Origin of the sequence: uncultured Sulfitobacter sp. (assembly GCF_947500075.1) — a bacterium.
GTDB lineage: Bacteria > Pseudomonadota > Alphaproteobacteria > Rhodobacterales > Rhodobacteraceae > Sulfitobacter.
This window is the reverse complement of record NZ_CANMQS010000005.1, coordinates 61,577-78,828: the sequence shown is the minus strand read 5'-3', so window position 1 is coordinate 78,828 and position 17,252 is coordinate 61,577. Positions and strand designations below refer to the sequence as shown.

Annotated in this window: 17 protein-coding genes and 1 other RNA gene; 10 read left to right on the top strand and 8 right to left on the bottom strand. The window is 62.6% G+C overall.

Annotated elements, in window-relative coordinates:
- Positions 1 to 75: 75 nt before the first annotated feature.
- The 7 genes from rpmG to gatC form a co-directional block, all read right to left on the bottom strand.
- Positions 76 to 243 carry a 50S ribosomal protein L33 gene (gene rpmG / locus Q1A91_RS16175; RefSeq protein WP_013961079.1) on the bottom strand — a complete coding sequence of 56 codons (168 nt, stop codon included), beginning with the start codon at positions 241 to 243 and terminating at the stop codon, positions 76 to 78.
- Between the two features lie 215 nt (positions 244 to 458).
- The gene (locus tag Q1A91_RS16170) at positions 459 to 1,640 is read right to left on the bottom strand and encodes an ammonium transporter (RefSeq protein WP_299879723.1); all 1,182 of its coding nucleotides are present in this window, start codon (positions 1,638 to 1,640) and stop codon (positions 459 to 461) included.
- A gap of 214 nt (positions 1,641 to 1,854) precedes the next feature.
- An RNA gene (rnpB, locus tag Q1A91_RS16165) (RNase P RNA component class A) lies at positions 1,855 to 2,320 on the bottom strand.
- 34 nt (positions 2,321 to 2,354) lie between these two features.
- Positions 2,355 to 3,026 carry an N-acetylmuramoyl-L-alanine amidase gene (locus Q1A91_RS16160; RefSeq protein WP_299879720.1) on the bottom strand — a complete coding sequence of 224 codons (672 nt, stop codon included), beginning with the start codon at positions 3,024 to 3,026 and terminating at the stop codon, positions 2,355 to 2,357.
- Positions 3,027 to 3,031: 5 nt separating this feature from the next.
- Entirely contained in the window at positions 3,032 to 3,832 is an 801-nt protein-coding gene (locus tag Q1A91_RS16155) for a hypothetical protein (RefSeq protein ID WP_299879717.1), read from the bottom strand.
- A gap of 41 nt (positions 3,833 to 3,873) precedes the next feature.
- Complete coding sequence (gene gatA / locus Q1A91_RS16150) at positions 3,874 to 5,364, bottom strand: Asp-tRNA(Asn)/Glu-tRNA(Gln) amidotransferase subunit GatA (protein ID WP_299879714.1); 1,491 nt, start codon at positions 5,362 to 5,364, stop codon at positions 3,874 to 3,876.
- Positions 5,364 to 5,651, bottom strand: coding sequence for an Asp-tRNA(Asn)/Glu-tRNA(Gln) amidotransferase subunit GatC (gatC, locus tag Q1A91_RS16145; RefSeq protein WP_299879711.1), 288 nt, complete (start codon positions 5,649 to 5,651; stop codon positions 5,364 to 5,366). The genes gatA and gatC overlap by 1 nt, the downstream gene beginning before the upstream one ends.
- 182 nt (positions 5,652 to 5,833) lie before the next feature.
- Between gatC and Q1A91_RS16140 the strand changes: the two genes are divergently transcribed.
- Complete coding sequence (locus tag Q1A91_RS16140; RefSeq protein ID WP_299879708.1) at positions 5,834 to 6,529, top strand: metal-dependent hydrolase; 696 nt, start codon at positions 5,834 to 5,836, stop codon at positions 6,527 to 6,529.
- A 2-nt stretch (positions 6,530 to 6,531) separates the two neighbouring features.
- Here the strand turns inward: Q1A91_RS16140 and Q1A91_RS16135 are convergent, their stop codons facing one another.
- Positions 6,532 to 6,981: a nucleoside deaminase gene (locus Q1A91_RS16135; RefSeq protein WP_299879705.1), complete on the bottom strand. Its 450-nt coding sequence runs from the start codon at positions 6,979 to 6,981 to the stop codon at positions 6,532 to 6,534.
- 62 nt (positions 6,982 to 7,043) lie between these two features.
- On the opposite strand from Q1A91_RS16135, the gene Q1A91_RS16130 reads away from it, so the two are divergent.
- The 9 genes from Q1A91_RS16130 to Q1A91_RS16090 all read left to right on the top strand — a co-directional run bounded on the left by Q1A91_RS16130 (position 7,044) and on the right by Q1A91_RS16090 (position 17,183).
- Positions 7,044 to 7,871: a pseudouridine synthase gene (locus Q1A91_RS16130; RefSeq protein WP_299879702.1), complete on the top strand. Its 828-nt coding sequence runs from the start codon at positions 7,044 to 7,046 to the stop codon at positions 7,869 to 7,871.
- Between the two features lie 458 nt (positions 7,872 to 8,329).
- The gene (locus Q1A91_RS16125; protein WP_299879699.1) at positions 8,330 to 9,223 is read left to right on the top strand and encodes a 5-bromo-4-chloroindolyl phosphate hydrolysis family protein; all 894 of its coding nucleotides are present in this window, start codon (positions 8,330 to 8,332) and stop codon (positions 9,221 to 9,223) included.
- 38 nt (positions 9,224 to 9,261) lie between these two features.
- Positions 9,262 to 10,458 carry a toxic anion resistance protein gene (locus tag Q1A91_RS16120; protein WP_299879696.1) on the top strand — a complete coding sequence of 399 codons (1,197 nt, stop codon included), beginning with the start codon at positions 9,262 to 9,264 and terminating at the stop codon, positions 10,456 to 10,458.
- A 10-nt stretch (positions 10,459 to 10,468) separates the two neighbouring features.
- Positions 10,469 to 11,428 carry a DUF2927 domain-containing protein gene (locus Q1A91_RS16115; protein ID WP_299879693.1) on the top strand — a complete coding sequence of 320 codons (960 nt, stop codon included), beginning with the start codon at positions 10,469 to 10,471 and terminating at the stop codon, positions 11,426 to 11,428.
- Between the two features lie 74 nt (positions 11,429 to 11,502).
- Positions 11,503 to 12,612 carry an SPFH domain-containing protein gene (locus Q1A91_RS16110; RefSeq protein ID WP_299879690.1) on the top strand — a complete coding sequence of 370 codons (1,110 nt, stop codon included), beginning with the start codon at positions 11,503 to 11,505 and terminating at the stop codon, positions 12,610 to 12,612.
- Between the two features lie 66 nt (positions 12,613 to 12,678).
- On the top strand, positions 12,679 to 13,794 hold the full coding sequence (locus Q1A91_RS16105) for a TFIIB-type zinc finger domain-containing protein (protein ID WP_299879687.1): 1,116 nt from the start codon (positions 12,679 to 12,681) through the stop codon (positions 13,792 to 13,794).
- Entirely contained in the window at positions 13,791 to 14,465 is a 675-nt protein-coding gene (locus tag Q1A91_RS16100) for a nitroreductase (RefSeq protein WP_299879684.1), read from the top strand. The genes Q1A91_RS16105 and Q1A91_RS16100 overlap by 4 nt, the downstream gene beginning before the upstream one ends.
- Positions 14,465 to 14,911, top strand: a complete 447-nt coding sequence (gene dtd / locus Q1A91_RS16095; RefSeq protein WP_299879681.1) for a D-aminoacyl-tRNA deacylase — start codon at positions 14,465 to 14,467, stop codon at positions 14,909 to 14,911. The genes Q1A91_RS16100 and dtd overlap by 1 nt, the downstream gene beginning before the upstream one ends.
- Before the next feature lie 280 nt (positions 14,912 to 15,191).
- Positions 15,192 to 17,183 (top strand): CocE/NonD family hydrolase, encoded by a 1,992-nt coding sequence (locus Q1A91_RS16090; protein ID WP_299879678.1) that lies wholly within the window; start codon positions 15,192 to 15,194, stop codon positions 17,181 to 17,183.
- Positions 17,184 to 17,252 lie beyond the last annotated feature (69 nt).

Below are 17,252 nucleotides of genomic sequence, written 5' to 3'. Positions count from 1 at the left end.
TGCCCGCGCATCACACACCACAAACGCAAAAAGCCGCGCACGGGGCGCGGCCTTGCAACACAAAGTCAGGTGATCTTACTTGATCTTGCCTTCTTTGTACTCAACGTGCTTGCGCGCAACAGGGTCGTATTTCCGAATGACCATCTTCTCGGTCATGGTGCGTGCGTTCTTTTTGGTGACGTAGAAATGGCCTGTGCCCGCGGACGAGTTCAGACGGATCTTGATCGTGGTTGGCTTCGCCATGTGTCTTCTCCTGCTGCGTCCTGTTCCCGGTGGAAAGGATGCGTGAATCCTGAAGCCCGGCTTGTAACGGCATAGGGTTCTGAGTCAACCGCAAAAGCACCGTTTATGTCAGGCTTATCCTGCCCGGATGTCGCGGCCCGTGCCCTGTGCACCTTGTCCCCGAAAAGACCGGCCCTAACAGGGACCGGCCAGGTCTTCATACGCGGTCTCAGGCCCTATGATGTGATGTCATACGCCCGCTCCCCGTGGGCGCTCAGATCAAGGCCCGCGACCTCGTCTTCCTTGTTCACCCGCAGCGGCGTGATCAGCCGCACAACACTGATGATTGCCACCGTGGTGACCAGTGTCCAGACGCCAACCACAGCCAAGCCGCCCAGTTGCGCCGTCCAGCTGGCGTGTCCCAGCAACGCCAGCATGATGATGCCGAACATCCCGCCAACACCATGCACCGCAAAGACATCAAGAGTGTCGTCGATCTTCAACGCGCCTTTGATCAGACCACAGCATTCCTGACACATCACGCCCGCAATCGCGCCAATCGCCAGCGCTTCGACAGGGCCAACAGACCCCGATGCAGGTGTGATGGACGCCAACCCGGCAATGGTTCCCGTCACCAGCCCCACCAGAGAGGCCTTGCCATAGCGGATTTTCTCCCACCCTGCCCAGGTGAGCGAGGCTGTCGCGGCTGAGATATGGGTCACGGTCAAGGCCATCGCCGCCCCGCCATCCGCCGCCAGTTGCGACCCGCCATTGAACCCGAACCACCCGACCCAGAGCATTGCCGCCCCGATCATCACCATGCCCGGATTGTGCGGCGGCACGCTCTTGTTGGACCGTGGTCCCAGCATCACCGCCAGCACCAGCGCCGCGATCCCCGCGGTCTGGTGCACCACGATGCCGCCGGCGAAATCATTCACCCCCTCTGCAAAGAGCGACCATTCCGCCCCGGCCAGCAGACCGCCGCCCCAGATCCAGTGGGCCACAGGCGCATAGCAGATCAACATCCACAGGCCCGAGAAAAGCATCACAAACCCATAGCCGATCCGCTCCACATAGGCGCCGACAATCAGGGCGGGGGTGATGATGGCAAAGGTCATCTGGAAGGCAAAGAACAGCACTTCGGGAATGGTGCCCGACACCGTGTCAGCATCAACGCCGTTCAGGAAGGCCTTTCCAAGGCCGCCCCAATAGGCGTTGCCGTCACCAAAGGCGATGGAATAGCCCGCCACAAGCCACAGGATGCTCATCAAACAGGCGATTGAAAAACACTGCATGAAGACGCTGAGCACGTTCCGCGCCCGCACCAATCCACCATAGAACAACGCCAGTCCCGGCAATGTCATGAATAATACCAACGCAGTGGCAACGATGATCCAGGCGGTATCCGCTCCGTTCATTTTCTTGATCCTTCCCTGATCCGGTTTTTTCCGTTCCGGTGAACCATGCAGGTGCTGGATAAAAGGGCACTTGGCTGAATACCCGCTGAAAACAGCGGCAGTTTTTCAATCGCCCTCTTTTTATGCAGATCAAGGATGCGCGCGCCGCTTTTTCTGGCAGAATCGAAATCACGCCTTCCCCGGCCGCGCAGGCTCTAAGCCGACAGGAGCGGATACGCGCGGAAGGTCTATAAGCCGGATCCTGTCCAGAGGTTGCCCCCTTGGATGATCATTCATCTGACCGCCGCATTGCTGCGACGGCTACAGCTGCCAACCCGGACCTGCTGGGGCAAAAGCAGCCCCGCCCCCAAACCCGAAGGCCGGCGGCACGCGGTCCCTATTTGGCATTGCTCCCGGTGGGGCTTGCCAGACCACCGATGTTGCCATCGGCGTGGTGGGCTCTTACCCCACCGTTTCACCCTTACCCCGGCGCACCGGGGCGGTCTGTTCTCTGTGGCGCTTTCCGTCGGGTTGCCCCGCCCGGGCGTTACCCGGCACCGTTGCTTTTTGGAGTCCGGACTTTCCTCTACGTCGCTTTTGCCCCGCAAAAGCGACGCTGCGGCAGTCGTGGCCAAAGCCACGATGAGAGCAGCACCGCCTCAGCGACGAAACAGTGACGCAGCGATCATCCAACCTTCCGCGCCCCGTCGCCCTATCGTGAGGGGGCAGCCCCGGTCAAGTCCAGAGCGCGGTATGACCCAAAGGGGTGTAGTCCTCTGCGCAAAGCGGGCCTGTCGCGTAAGGGCGATAGCGCAACCGCACAGCGGCCAGCAGCGTCGCGTCATCCACGTCGCTGGTGAACCCCGCATCGCGTGCAAGGCTGCGGAACGTCTCAGGACGTGGATCAATGGGGCCTGCGTCAACACCGGCCGGCGCTGCAAGACCCTGTCGCGCCAATCGCACCCAGTCAAAATGCGGCCCCGGATCAGCCTTTCGCCCCGGCGCCATATCCGAATGGCCAATGACCCCTGCTTCGCCAATGTCCCAGCGCGGCATGATCTGCCGCAGCAACGCTTCAAGGCTGTGCATCAGAGGTTCGGAAAACGGATGGTCCCCGCGATTGTCCAGCTCAATCCCGATGGAGCGGGAGTTGATGTCATCCTGCCCGGCCCATTGGCCCACACCGGCGTGCCAGGCCCGCTGATCCTCAGCCACCATCTGGAAAACCTGCCCGTTTCCGGCGATGAGGTAGTGCGCGGAAACCTCCGCCTCTGGATCACACAGGCGTGCCAGCGCCGCCTCCGCACTTTCCATCGCCGTGTAGTGGAGCACGATCAGATGCGGGGTCAGCCCATCCCGCCGTGGCCCGGAATTGGGCGACGGGTGGGGAATGGTCTCAGGGGACAAAAGGCTCAGCCCTGCTGCGCGGCCCGCCGGAATGGCGCAGGATCCCACGCGCAGGCGAAGCCGTCCCCATCGGGGTCCATGCCCTGACGGTCCCGCTCGGGTCCGCCCTGCGCCAGAAACGCGATCTGCGCTTCATCCGCCGTGGCAAACTGCGCACAGGCGCGTTGAAACTTTGCAGCCTTGTTCAACCCGATGCGGCGGTAAACCTGCGTGCCGCGCGCATGGCTGGTCTGCAAGGCATAGGCCACCACATTGGGGCCTGTGTTGGTGCGGCTCGGCAAGGCCTGCGGCTGGACAACTTCGTATTGCGCACGGTTGCGGGCCAGTCGGGCGGCGTCCCCTTCGATGCTGCGCTGGTTGGAGACCGCGTCAAAGTTGTTCTCCCGCGAGATCCCCGCAACGTTCACCAGTTCAGGTGCGGCGTTTGCGGGGCTGGCTTGCAGGGGTTCCTGACCGGAGTTGGTCCGCTGGTCATTGCCCAAGCCATTGCTGGCCCCGCTCAGCGCTGCTGTATTGGTGGTGCCCACGGGTGTGTTGCTTGCCCGCGTTGCGGCCAGCACACGCCGGGTTTCCGCAGCCGTCGCAGCAGCCGACCCCGCAGGGGCTGCGGCAGAAGAGCTTTCCAGCGGTTGCGCGGACACTGACGCGGGGGCTGGAATGCCGCCCTGCAACTGCGCATCCTGCTGGCGCTGGAGGTCTGCGAGGGTGCCATCAAACCCGACCCCGCGGCCGGACTCCGGAATGGTCGGCGCGCAAGCCGATACGAAAACGCCTGCGGCGAGGGAGAGGACAACCCGTTTCATCATGTGACCTGCTTGATCGTTTTGTTTTTTGCCTGACGCGCAGCTTACCACCATTTGTCCGGCTTTGCCACAAAACCAGCTGCCTGTTCGAGCGCATAGGCGGAAGACAGCAAATCTGCCTCCTCCCACGGACGCCCGATCAGTTGCAGGCCCAAGGGCAGCCCCTTGCGGTCCTGCCCCGTGGGCACTGCAATACCCGGCAGACCCGCAAGGTTCACCGTCACGGTAAAGACGTCGTTGAGGTACATCTGCACCGGATCGGCATCCGTCATCTCGCCCAGCCCGAAGGCGGCCGAGGGCGTCGCAGGTGTGAGGATACAGTCGATCCCCTGCGCGAAGACATCCTCGAAATCCTTCTTGATCAACGTCCGCACCCGGCGCGCGCGGTTGTAATAGGCGTCATAGAAACCAGCCGACAGCACATAGGTGCCGATCATCACCCGGCGCTGCACCTCGGGGCCGAAGCCTTCGGCGCGGGTTTTCTCATACATCTCGGTGATGCCATCGCCCTGCTCCAGCCTCGCGCGATGGCCATAGCGCACCCCGTCATAACGCGCGAGGTTTGAGGACGCCTCCGCAGGCGCGATCACATAGTAGGCAGGCAGCGCGTATTTCGTGTGCGGCAAGGAGATATCGACCATCTCCGCGCCCGCATCCTTCATCATCGCGATGCCGTCCTGCCAGAGCGTTTCGATCTCCTCCGGCATCCCGTCCATGCGGTATTCCTTCGGAATGCCGACTTTCTTGCCACGCACGTCGCCTGTCAGCGCGGCTTCGAAATTTGGCACGGCCAGATCGGCGCTTGTGCTGTCTTTGGCGTCATGCCCGCACATCGCTTCCAGCATGATCGCTGCATCGCGCACGGATTTGGTCATCGGTCCCGCCTGATCCAGAGAGGAGGCAAAGGCCACGATGCCCCACCGCGAACAGCGCCCATAGGTTGGCTTGATCCCGGTGATACCCGTGAACGCCGCAGGCTGACGGATGGAGCCGCCCGTATCAGTGCCCGTTGCGGCCAGACACAGATCCGCCGCAACCGCAGCGGCCGACCCGCCCGAGGACCCACCGGGCGTGAGCGCGGTATCTTCATTCCCGCGCCGCCATGGGTTTACCGCGTTGCCATAAACGGAAGTCTCATTGGAAGAGCCCATCGCAAATTCATCCATGTTGAGCTTGCCCAACATGACAGAGCCTGCGTCAAACAGGTTCTGGCTGACCGTGCTTTCATATTCGGGCTTGAACCCTTCCAGAATGCGGCTGCCAGCCTGTGACGGCACGCCCTTGGTGCAGAACAAATCCTTGATGCCAATTGGCAAGCCGCACATCGCGGGCGCGTCCTTGTCGGCTTTCAGCCGCGCATCCGCCGCATCCGCCTGCGCCAGGGCAATCTCAGGTGTATGATGGACAAAGGCGTTCAGCGCCCCCGCCCCTTCGATGGCGCTCAGACAGGCCTGGGTCAGTTCCTTGGAGCTTGTCTTGCCAGACCGCAGCGCGTCACGGGCTTCCGCCAGCCCCAGCTTGTTCAGATCAGACATTATTCCACCACCTTCGGCACGGCAAAGAAGCCCTCGCGCGCATCGGGCGCGTTGGCCAGCACCTTGTCCTGCTGGTCGCCGTCCGTCACCACGTCTTCGCGCCGCTTCAGACGTTGGGGCGTGACGGACGTCATCGGCTCCACCCCTTCAACATCCACTTCCTCAAGCTGCTCAATGAACCCCAGAATGGTGTTGAATTCCTGCGCCAGTGCAGGCAGCGCGTCGGGCTCCACCCGGATGCGCGCCAGCTTGGCCACGCGGGCGGCTGTGCTTGGATCAATTGACATGACGGCTCTCCATTTTCATGAGCGTCCGTCTACCCCTCCGCGCGCCGCCTCGCAAGGGTGCGGCCCCTTGTGGGGATCGTTTTTCAGGCGCCCTGCACAGGCTTTGCCCGCAACCGGCCGCAAGCCTTCTCGCCAAGGCGCGCAAAATGGGTATTCTTGGATCAACAACAGGGAGATCATAAATGAACATCATCTGGCTTGGCCACGGCTCATTCCGCATCGAAATCGAAGATCAGGTGGTGTTGATCGACCCATGGCTTACGGGCAATCCGATGCTGGCCGAGGATCAGCACGCTGCCGCGGTTGCCGGAGCCACGCATATCCTCGTCACCCACGGCCATTTCGACCACATCACCGATGTTGTGCAGATCTCCAAGGACACGGGCGCGCCGGTATCGGGCATGTATGAACTGGCCCAGCACCTGACGGCGCAAGGCGCTGTGGAGGGGATGGCATTCAACATGGGCGGCACGATTGGTATCGGCGACAAGGTCAGCGTCAGCATGGTGCCGGCCTCGCATTCCTCAAGCGCGGATATGGATGGCGCGCGGCCCTATATGGGCAACGAATCCGGCTTTGTGATCAAGGGCGACGGGCGGTGCCTCTATCACTCAGGCGATACGGGCATCATGGCCGACATGGACTGGATCGGGGATTTCTACAAACCTGACATCGGCATCCTGTCGGCGGGCGGGCATTTCACCATGGGCATGCGCGAGGCCGCCTATGCCGCCAAACGGTACTTCAATTTCAAGACCGTGATCCCCTGCCACTACCTCACTTTCCCACTGCTTGAGCAATCGGCGGAAGTGCTGGCGCAGGGCCTGCCGGGGGTGGATGTGGTTGAGCCGCAGGTGATGCAGGCGATTGTGCTTTAGCCTTAACGCCGTTCGGTAAAAAAATCTTTCAACAACGCCTCCGCCTGTGCCTCTCCCACACCATCGACCACTTCCGGCACGTGATGGCACTGGGGATGCGCAAAGACGCGCGCGCCCTGCGCTACACCGCCAGACTTGGGGTCGGACGCCCCATAGACCACCCGCGCCAGTCGCGCGGCGGTGATGGCGCCTGCACACATCGCGCAGGGCTCCAGCGTTACGTAGAGCACGTGGTCACCCAGCCGTTCGGACCCCGCCGCCGCACAAGCCGCGCGGATGGCAAGTATCTCAGCATGGGCGGTCGGGTCGTTCAGTTCCCGCGTCCGGTTGCCAGCCCGTGCAATTACGGCTCCTTCGCGGTCGATCACCACGGCACCCACTGGCACTTCGCCCCTTTGGCCGGCGGCCTGAGCCTCTTGCAGAGCGATATCCATATAGGTTTGCGAAGACATGACCGCATAGGGCCGCAAAGCGCGGGCTTTCGCAAGCAGATCAAACCGGGTAAGCGCAGGTCATGAATGACAGCACCCCAAAATCCACGCCGCAAGGCGACCGCATCGCCAAAGTCCTTGCCCGTGCCGGCGTTGCCTCCCGCCGGGAGGCGGAGCGGATGATCGAGGCAGGCCGCGTCAGTGTGAACGGCACAAAGATTGACAGCCCCGCCCTGAATGTCACCGACACAGATCAGATCGTTGTTGATGGCAAGCAAATCTCCGAACCCGAACCACCGCGCATGTGGCTCTATCACAAACCCACCGGGCTGGTGACGACCAACCGCGACGAGAAAGGGCGCGACACGATCTTTGATGCCCTGCCCGAGGATATGCCACGGGTGATGAGCGTCGGGCGGCTCGACATCAATTCGGAAGGGCTGCTGCTGCTGACCAATGACGGCGGCATCAAGCGCAAGCTGGAGTTGCCCAGCACCGGCTGGCTGCGGCGCTATCGCGTGCGGGTGAACGGGCGGCCAACCGATGACACGCTTGCGCCCTTGCGAAAGGGGATCACCGTGGAGGGCATGCGGTTTCAGGGGATGGACGTCGCTATTGACCGCCAGCAGGGCGCAAATGCCTGGCTGACGGTGGGGCTGCGCGAAGGCAAGAACCGCGAGATCCGCCGCGCGATGGAAGCGATTGGCCTGAACGTGAACCGCCTGATCCGCATCTCCTATGGACCGTTTCAGTTGGGGGAGCTCAAATCCGGCGCGGTCGAAGAACTCCGCCGTAAGGTCGTGCGCGATCAATTGGGGTTGACCTTGGAGGACGACAGCGGCGAAGCGCGGAAAAAACCGAAGGCCGTGCAACGCTCAGGCAAGCGCAGGCCGGCCAAACCACGGCGCTGAGCGGATCCGCAAGACGCCGGTAACGGGGCCAACTGCCTGCATTTTCCCCGCAATGCGGCGTTTCATTCCCTGCATCCGCGCCTTACCTTTACCGCGATGAGAGAGACCACCACATATTGCGCGCTGCCGCCCGGATACCCTTGCCGCACCACCGTCCCCTTCGCCCATGGGCCTGCGCCAAGTCACACTGGCGCACAGGCGGCGAAACGCTTATGTTAACGATCGAGAGACGAGCGGGCTTTGATTGTTTCCAATCCAGACGCGCGACGGCATTGCAGACGCAATTGTTGCGCAAAGCGAAACAAATGAGACCCAACGGGGACACAGCACCAAACAGCTTGAGCGCAGGCTGGTCAGGGAAGGCATGAAAACGCACAGCGGGTTTCGCAAGGCAGCTTACACGGCGCTGATCGTCGTCCTATTTGGTGTCAGCAGCGGCTGGCTGGGAGGGCGATAGCATGGCAACACGCTATGGCGGAAAATTCAGCCCCGAGGGGGGCGATGATGCACAAGCATCCGCAGCCCAGCCCCACAAACGCATTCAGGTCGAACCGGCAGGCGGCAGGGCGAATGTCCTGTTCGTACCGGCAATCGTGCTTGTGGCCACCACTTTCAGCGACGGCCCCCTGCCCCTGACTTTTGGATTGCTGGGTGCCGGTGCGCTGACGCTGGCTGCGATCCTGCTGCGCGAGGGGCTGAAAGCCGAAGCCGCTTTTGACGCCCGCAAAGTGGCGCGCAGGCCTGCGTGGCCGCGCAAGATGATGGCCAGCGCGTTGACCGGCGCAGGCGCGGGGCTGGCCGTTCTGGCACATCTGAACGACACCGCCGATGTCCTTGCGGCCGTGCTCTATGGGTTATGTGCGACAGGCCTGCATGTGGCGGCATTCGGCATTGACCCGCTGAAATCCAAGGGGGCGGAAGGCATCGACAGCCACCAGCAGGACCGTGTTGCCCGGGTGGTGGATGAAGCGGAAAAGCACCTCGCCGCGATGCGCGATGCGATGGCACGGGCAAACGACCGTGTGTCGGCGGCACGTCTGGATGATTTTCAGGACACCGCCCGGCAGCTCATTCGCACCGTTGAGGAAGACCCGCGTGATCTGACCGCAGCGCGCAAATATCTTGGCGTCTATCTGATGGGTGCCCGTGACGCGACCGCAAAGTTCGCAGACATTTACGCCCGCACCCGCGATCCGCAGGCACGCGCTGATTACCTTGCGCTGCTGGACGATCTGGATCAGAACTTCGCCGCCCGAAACCGCAAATCCCTGCTGGACGACCGCACTGACCTGACAGTCGAAATTGACGTGCTGCGCGACCGGCTGTCCCGCGAAGGGGTCCGGCTTGAGTGATGTCTGCCCCCAACTTTTCCCAGAAGAGAGTAAAGTATATGTCTGAAACTGTTCGTGAAAAAGCCGCTCAGGCCACTGCCATCGTTGAAGAGGTCAGCGCCATGGTCCTGCCTGAGCCGACAGACGCCAATGCCATTGTCCCGCTTGAGACCGCCGACAAGCCACAAAGCGCCGAGATCAAACGCCGGATGGCTGAGATCGACATGGAAGACACGCAGTCCATCGTCTCTTTTGGCTCTGCCGCGCAGGCGGAGTTACAGGAAATCAGCCAATCCATGTTGCAGGATGTGCGCAACAAGGACGTGGGCCCGGCGGGCGACAGCCTGCGCAGCATCGTCTCAGCGATCCGGGGCTTTTCCGTTTCTGAACTTGACGTGCGCCGCAAGCGCAGCTGGTGGGAGAAGCTGCTGGGCCGTGCTGCACCTTTCGCGAAATTCACCGCGAAGTTTGAAAAGGTCCAGAACCAGATCGACAAGATCACAGATAATCTGCTGAACCATGAACACACGCTGCTCAAGGACATCAAATCGCTCGACATGCTCTATGAGAAGACCTTGCAGTTCTATGACGAACTTGCCCTCTATATTGCTGCCGGTGAGGCCAAGCTGGCCGATCTTGATGCCACGGTGATCCCCGCCAAGGAGAAAGACGTCGAAGCCGCAGCCGAGAATGATCAGGTCATGGTGGCACAGGAATTGCGCGATCTGCGCGCCGCCCGCGATGATCTGGAACGCCGGGTGCATGACCTGAAACTGACCCGTCAGGTCACCATGCAGTCCCTGCCCTCCATCCGGTTGGTGCAGGAAAACGACAAGAGCCTTGTGACCAAGATCAACTCCACCCTCGTGAACACCGTGCCGCTGTGGGAGACGCAGCTGGCGCAGGCTGTGACGATCCAACGCTCGGCGGAGGCCGCGACTGCGGTGCGGGAGGCCAATGACCTGACCAACGAACTCCTGACCTCCAACGCCAAGAATCTGCGCGACAGCAACAAGATGATCCGCGAAGAGATGGAGCGCGGCGTGTTTGACATTGAAGCCGTCAAGCAAGCCAATGCCGATCTGATCGGCACCATTGAGGAAAGCCTGCAAATCGCCGACGAAGGCAAGGCCAAACGCGCCGCCGCCGAGAAGGAGTTGCAGGAGATGGAAGCCAAACTGCGCGACACGCTGGCCTCTGCCAAGGCCAAGAAGACCGGACTTGGCGAAACCGCCGGCGGCGCGGTTCCGGGCTAAGGGGCAACACGTGGGTCGCCAGCGTCTTATCCGAACCTGTTCAGCGCTGTCCTTTGCGGCAGCGCTGCTGGTCGGCTGCGACCTGCTGGACCCCAATGTGAATGCCTCCCTCAAACCGCAGGCCCGCCCGGCGGCGCCTGCGTCAGCCGCCCCCGTGGTGGCGCGGCCCACCTCCGAACGCAGTGCCAGCTTGCGCAGCTACTTTGCGCAAGTGGAGCAAGCCCAGCTGAGCCAGGGCTTGCTGCGCCAGGACGGTGGTGGGACGGACACGCCGTTCAACGCCGATACCCTTGTCCGCAACTTTGAGCGGATCGCGTTCTTCAACGAATATGACGGCAATTTTGCCGGTGTCGGAGGGGCCAGCCCGCTGAACCGCTGGGAAGGGCCTGTGCGGATGGAAGTCCTCTTTGGCGACAGCATCCCGCCCTCTCAACAACGCACAGACACGCAGGCCGTCGCCTCCTACGCCAAGCGCCTGAGCCGCGTCACAGGACATCCTGTCAGCATGAACGGCAGGCCGAATTTCATTGTTGTCATCGCAGGCGAAGATGACCGCGAGGAAATGCTTGCCAAGGCCGCTGCACGGGTGCCGGGGATTTCAAAAAGCAGCCTTGCCACCGTGCGCGAAATGCCGCGCGACACCTATTGTCTTGTCGCCGCTTACGCCACCGGGGCGGACCCGGATGTCTATACCGCTGCGCTGGCCATCGTGCGGGCGGAAAATCCTGACCTTCTCCGGCTGTCTTGTATTCACGAAGAGCTCGCCCAGGGCATGGGTTTGTCCAACGACAGCCCCGACGCCCGCCCGTCGATCTTCAACGATGATGACGAATTCGCCTTGCTGACGCGCCATGACGAGCTGTTGCTGAGGATGCTGTATGACCCGCGACTTGAGCCGGGGATGACAGCCGCACAAGCCGCCCCAATCGTGCGTACCATCGCGCGTGAGCTGACAGGTGGCCCGCAATGACCCCGCGACACGCAACCCGCTGAACTCCCAACCGCCGCCGTCGGCGCTGATCCAACCAACAAAAGGCACATCTCATGGGTATTTTCGATTTCCTCTCCGGTGAATTCATCGACGTCATCCATTGGGTCGATGACACCCGCGACACGATGGTCTGGCGGTTCGAACGTGAAGGCCATGAGATCAAATACGGCGCCAAACTGACCGTCCGCGAGGGGCAAGCGGCGGTGTTTGTGCACGAAGGGCAACTGGCCGATGTCTTTACCCCCGGTCTCTACATGCTTGAGACCAACAACATGCCGATCATGACGACCCTGCAACACTGGGACCACGGGTTCAAAAGCCCGTTCAAATCCGAGATCTATTTCGTCAACACCACCCGGTTCAATGACCTCAAATGGGGCACCAAGAACCCGGTCATCTGCCGCGATCCGGAATTCGGCCCCGTGCGCCTGCGCGCCTTCGGCACCTACAGCGTCAAGGTCAGCGAACCGGCGCGCTTTCTGTCCGAGATCGTCGGCACAGACGGTGAATTCACCATGGATGAGATCAGCTTCCAGATCCGCAACATCATCGTGCAGGAGTTTTCGCGCACCATCGCGCGCGCGGGCATTCCGGTGATGGACATGGCCGCCAACACCCGCGAGTTGGGCAAACTGGTCTCTCAGGAGATCGCCGCACAGATCGGTACCTATGGGTTGACCCTGCCTGAACTTTACATTGAAAACATCTCCCTGCCGCCCGCGGTGGAAGAGGTGATGGACAAACGCTCCTCCATGGGCGTGATTGGCAACCTGAACGAATACATGCAGTTTCAGGCGGCTGAGGCCCTTGGCAGCGATGGCGCAGGGGCCGCCGCGATCCAGGCGGGTCTGGGTGCCGGATTGGGCATGCAGATCGGCCAGCAGGCCGCGAATGCCCAGGGCCACTGGGGCGCCCGCACCGCGACCCCGGCCCAGATCGCCCCTCCGCCGCCACCTGTCGAACACGTCTGGCACATCGCTGAAAACGGAGAGACCTCCGGCCCCTTCTCCAAAGCGGCGATGGGCCGCAAAACCACCGACGGGGATCTGACCCGCGACACCTATGTCTGGACCCCCGGTCAGGACGGCTGGCAAAGGGCCGAGGATGTAGCGGAGCTGGCGCAGCTTTTCACCGTACTGCCCCCGCCGCCCCCCGGCGCGTAATCCAAACCGGGTCCGACGCCCCGCGCGCCGGGCCCTCCCCCCTTGTTGCATCCTGCCGGAGCCTGCATGCCCGACCCCGCCGCACCGCCGCCCGCCCCCGTGGCAGAGCATCGCTTTCCCTGCGACACCTGTGGTTCGGACCTGCGCTTTGATCCGGCGGCGGGCCTGCTCATCTGTGACCATTGCGGCAACCAGCAGGCGATCGAAGATGGCGGTCACCATCTGCACCCCATGGCCGAACTTGACCTCCGGAAAGGCCTTGCTGCGGACCTGCCTGCCGCGCAGATGGAGGAAACCCGCGTCACCTCCTGCCCCAATTGCGCGGCAGAGGTCGAATTCCGTAACGGCAAGCACGCCACCGAATGCCCCTTCTGCGCCACCCCCGTCGTGGTGGACACCGGCACCCACCGCCAGATCAAGCCGCGCGGTGTGCTGCCCTTTGCGCTGGGTCAGGAAACCGCCCGCGATGCGATGAAAGACTGGCTGGGCGGGTTGTGGTTCGCGCCCAACGGCCTGCAGGCCTATGCCCGCAAGGGCCGCCAGATGCAGGGCATCTATGTGCCCTACTGGACCTATGACGCCGACACCCGGTCCAGCTACCGTGGCCAGCGCGGCACGGTCTATTACGTCACCCGCACCGTGACCCGCAACGGCAAGCGGGTGCAGCAACAGGTCCCCAAGGTCCGCTGGAGCCCGGCATCGGGCCGCGTGCGGCGGTTCTTTGACGATGTGCTGGTGCTCGCGTCCACCTCCCTGCCCAAGCGCTTTACCGATGCGCTGGAACCCTGGGACCTCTCCGCGATGGAACCTTACCGCCCGGAATATCTGGCGGGCTTCCGTGCAGAAGCCTACCACGTCTCCCTGCAGGACGGCTTTGCGGAGGCGCGCGCCTATATGGACCGCATCATCGAACGGGACGTGAAATTTGACATCGGCGGCGACCGCCAGCGGGTACAGCACATCGACACCGATCTCAGCGATCTGACGTTCAAGCACATCCTGCTGCCCGTTTGGCTCGCGGCCTACAAATACCGTGGCAAAACCTACCGATTTGTGGTCAATGGCCGCACGGGCCGGGTGCAGGGCGAACGCCCCTATTCGACCTTGAAAATTACCTTTGCCGTGCTCGCGGGCCTCATCGTGGCAGGCCTCATCGGTTATGGAGTGGCCGTGAACCAATGACACAATCCTACGATACCCTGCACGACATCCTGACCGCGCGCCATTCCTGCCGCGCCTATCTGCCTGACCCGGTGCCGGACGCCGTGATCACCCGGATTGTCACCGCCGCCCGCCGCGCACCTTCATGGTGCAACGCCCAACCCTGGCAGTTGGAGATCACCCGCGGTGCAGCCACCGACAGCCTGCGCGCGGCCCTGACCGAGGCCGCACAAGGAACCGCACCGCAACCCGACCTCGACTGGCCCGCCAAATACACAGGCGCCTATGCCGACCGCCGCCGCACCTGCGGGTTTCAGCTCTATGATGCGGTGGGGATCGAGAAATCCGACCGTGCAGGCCGTCAGGCACAAATGCTGCGCAACTATGCGTTCTTCGACGCCCCCCATGTTGCGATCCTGCACGCCCCGGCGGAACTCGGCCCCTATGGCGCGATGGACTCGGGCGGCTTTGTCACCGCCTTCACGCTGGCCGCGACCTCGCTCGGCATCGGCACCATCGCGCAGGCCGCTGTCGCCGCCTTTGCCCCGCTGCTGCGCGAACGCCTTGGCATCGCGGAAGACCGCAACATCCTTTGCGGCATCTCCTTTGGGTATCCAGACCCCGACAACCCCGCCAACAGCTTCCGAACGGAACGGGCCGATGCGGATGACATCATCGGCTGGCACGACTGATGCGCGCACTTCTGCAACGGGTCAGTGCAGCCTCGGTCACCGTAGATGGCACAGAGATTGCCCGCATCGGGCCTGGCCTGCTCATCTTCGTCTGTGCCATGCCGGAGGATACATACGACACCGCCAAGGCGCTGGCCGCCAAGGTCGCCAAACTGCGGCTCTTCAAGGATGACGCCGGCAAGATGAACCTCAACATCGCCCAATCCCAGGGGGCGGCTCTTGTCGTCAGCCAATTCACCCTCGCTGCCGACACGTCGCGCGGCACGCGGCCCGGCTTCTCCTATGCCGCCAAACCCGACGTGGCCGAAACGCTCTATCTGCAATGCGCCCATGCCCTTAAAGCGCTCAACATCCCCACCCAAACGGGCAAGTTTGGCGCGGATATGTCCGTGGCGCTGACGAACGATGGGCCGGTGACCATCTGGCTCGACACCGCGCGCCCCTGACCGCCGATGATCCCCAACCTGCTGGTTTCGGAGCCGCCTTTGCCTGCCCCAAGTCGGACAGGGAGCGGCGCGCTTGCCAAGAGGAATCGCCGAGGGACCCGCTCTTCGCGGGAGACGGATATTCCTCTTGGCAAGGATGACGATCGCTGTCAGGCGCAAGGGGGTGGCAAAGGTGGGTCTGAAACCTGCTGGTTTTGGTGAGCCCTGCAGCCCCACCACCCGTTCCCACAACCACACCATCACGATTGACAAACCATACCATTCCCCCAACCCTTCCCTCATGAACAAAAACACCCTCCGCGACATCACCGAAACCCCCGATATGGGGATCACCCTTTCCGACGGCTGCCGCCTCTCCGCCCGTGTATGGATGCCAAAAGACGCAACTGACGATCCTGTCCCCGTAATCCTCGAATACCTGCCCTACCGCAAACGCGACGGCACCTGTGCGCGTGACGCGCTGACCCATCCCTACTTCGCGATGCGCGGCTATGCCTGCCTGCGGGTCGACATGCGCGGCAATGGCGACAGCGAAGGGCTGATGGAAGACGAATACACCGCCCAGGAACAGGCCGATGCGGTGGAGATCATCAATTGGGCCGCCGCCCAGCCATGGTGCAACGGCAAGGTGGGCATGATGGGCATCAGCTGGGGCGGGTTCAACGGGCTTCAGGTCGCGGCCCTCGGCCCTGACCCGCTCAAGGCTGTGATCACGCTCTGCTCCACCGTCGACCGCTTTGCCGATGACATCCACTACAAGGGCGGTTGCCTGCTGAACGAGAACCTCGGCTGGGGCGCGACGATGTGGTCCTATTCCTCCCGGGCACCGGACCCCGCCCTGCGCCCGGACGACTGGCGCGAGATGTGGCTGGAACGGCTGGAGAACGAACCCTTCCTGCCCGCCAAGTGGCTGCAACACCAACGCCGGGATGCCTATTGGCAGCACGGATCGGTCATCGAGGATTACGCCGCGATCAAGGCCAAGGTGCTGGCCATCGGCGGCTGGGGCGACGCGTACAAAAACGCCGTCCCGCAATTGGTCGAAGCCCTGCCCGGTGCCAAGGGCATCGTGGGGCCATGGGTGCACAAATACCCCCATTTCGCCGTGCCGGAACCGCGCATCGGTTTTCTGCAGGAAGCGCTGCGGTGGTGGGACCGCTGGCTCAAAGACATCGACACCGGGGTGGAGGACGACCCCGACTACCGCGCCTACCTGATGGACGGGTTGCGTCCTGCCGCGTGGTACGCAGAACGCCCCGGCCGCTGGATTGCCGAAGACACCGGCGCCACCAGCCATCTGGAGGCGGAAACACTGCACCTGACTGACCGGGGGTTGCGCGCCAATCCCGACCACCTCAACGCGACCATTTCCTCCCCCGCGCACTGCGGGGCGGAGGGGGGTGAGTATTGTGCGATCTGGCTGGGGCCGGAAATGCCGAGCGACCAGCGCAGCGATGATGCGCTGTCGACCACGTTCGATACCGCGCCGCTGGATTTCGACATGGACATTGTCGGCGCCCCCAGGATCACGTTGACTCTGGCCAGCGACCGGCCTCAGGCGCAGATTGCCGTGCGGCTGAACCATGTCCATCCCGATGGGGCAAGCAGCCGGATCACCTACGGTGTCCTCAACCTCAGCCACCGTAGATCCGCGTCCGCACCAGAGCCGATGATGCCCGGCACGGCGGAAGAGGTCACGCTGTCGTTGGATCACATTGCAACCCGCATACCCAAAGGCCACCGTTTGCGGGTGGCGATCTCGAATGCCTATTGGCCGCTGATCTGGCCTGCGCCGCATCAGTCCAGTTTGCACCTGACCGCAGGCCAGATTGCCCTGCCGCAACGTCCCAGCGGCACCAGCGACGAAGTGGCCTTTCCCCCACCCGATGCCGCAGCACCCTGGGAGACCGAAGAACTGCGCCAGGAAAACCACATCAGGCGCACTGAAACAGATCGCGTCACAGGTGCCGTGACCCTGTTCATCGAGGATGACTTTGGCATGATCAAAGACGCAGACCACGGTCTGATCACGGGCAGTATCGCCCGTGAGACATGGCGCATTCACCCCGATGACCCCTGTTGTGCCTATGGTGCTTGCCATTGGTCGGATACCCTGCAAAGGGGGGATATCGACCTGCGCACCGAAACCACCTGCGAGATGTGGTCAGACCCCGATACATTCTACCTCCGCGCACGGCTGGAAGCCTGGGAAGGAGAGACGCGCATCTACGAACGCGATGTCGAAGAGGCGGTCCCAAGGGATCACATATAACAAAAGCGTCACGCGATGACGGCTATTAACCCTTGCGAGCCCGCCTGAAATGGGCATTCTATTTACATA

What these genes read in the sequence shown, in the direction of transcription:
- rpmG (WP_013961079.1), bottom strand. Translation starts at nt 243, where the DNA reads ATGGCGAAGCCAACCACGATCAAGATCCGTCTGAACTCGTCCGCGGGC.
- Q1A91_RS16170 (WP_299879723.1), bottom strand. Translation starts at nt 1,640, where the DNA reads ATGAACGGAGCGGATACCGCCTGGATCATCGTTGCCACTGCGTTGGTA.
- Q1A91_RS16155 (WP_299879717.1), bottom strand. Translation starts at nt 3,832, where the DNA reads ATGATGAAACGGGTTGTCCTCTCCCTCGCCGCAGGCGTTTTCGTATCG.
- gatA (WP_299879714.1), bottom strand. Translation starts at nt 5,364, where the DNA reads ATGTCTGATCTGAACAAGCTGGGGCTGGCGGAAGCCCGTGACGCGCTG.
- gatC (WP_299879711.1), bottom strand. Translation starts at nt 5,651, where the DNA reads ATGTCAATTGATCCAAGCACAGCCGCCCGCGTGGCCAAGCTGGCGCGC.
- Q1A91_RS16140 (WP_299879708.1), top strand. Translation starts at nt 5,834, where the DNA reads ATGAACATCATCTGGCTTGGCCACGGCTCATTCCGCATCGAAATCGAA.
- Q1A91_RS16135 (WP_299879705.1), bottom strand. Translation starts at nt 6,981, where the DNA reads ATGTCTTCGCAAACCTATATGGATATCGCTCTGCAAGAGGCTCAGGCC.
- Q1A91_RS16130 (WP_299879702.1), top strand. Translation starts at nt 7,044, where the DNA reads ATGAATGACAGCACCCCAAAATCCACGCCGCAAGGCGACCGCATCGCC.
- Q1A91_RS16125 (WP_299879699.1), top strand. Translation starts at nt 8,330, where the DNA reads ATGGCAACACGCTATGGCGGAAAATTCAGCCCCGAGGGGGGCGATGAT.
- Q1A91_RS16120 (WP_299879696.1), top strand. Translation starts at nt 9,262, where the DNA reads ATGTCTGAAACTGTTCGTGAAAAAGCCGCTCAGGCCACTGCCATCGTT.
- Q1A91_RS16110 (WP_299879690.1), top strand. Translation starts at nt 11,503, where the DNA reads ATGGGTATTTTCGATTTCCTCTCCGGTGAATTCATCGACGTCATCCAT.
- Q1A91_RS16105 (WP_299879687.1), top strand. Translation starts at nt 12,679, where the DNA reads ATGCCCGACCCCGCCGCACCGCCGCCCGCCCCCGTGGCAGAGCATCGC.
- Q1A91_RS16100 (WP_299879684.1), top strand. Translation starts at nt 13,791, where the DNA reads ATGACACAATCCTACGATACCCTGCACGACATCCTGACCGCGCGCCAT.
- dtd (WP_299879681.1), top strand. Translation starts at nt 14,465, where the DNA reads ATGCGCGCACTTCTGCAACGGGTCAGTGCAGCCTCGGTCACCGTAGAT.
- Q1A91_RS16090 (WP_299879678.1), top strand. Translation starts at nt 15,192, where the DNA reads ATGAACAAAAACACCCTCCGCGACATCACCGAAACCCCCGATATGGGG.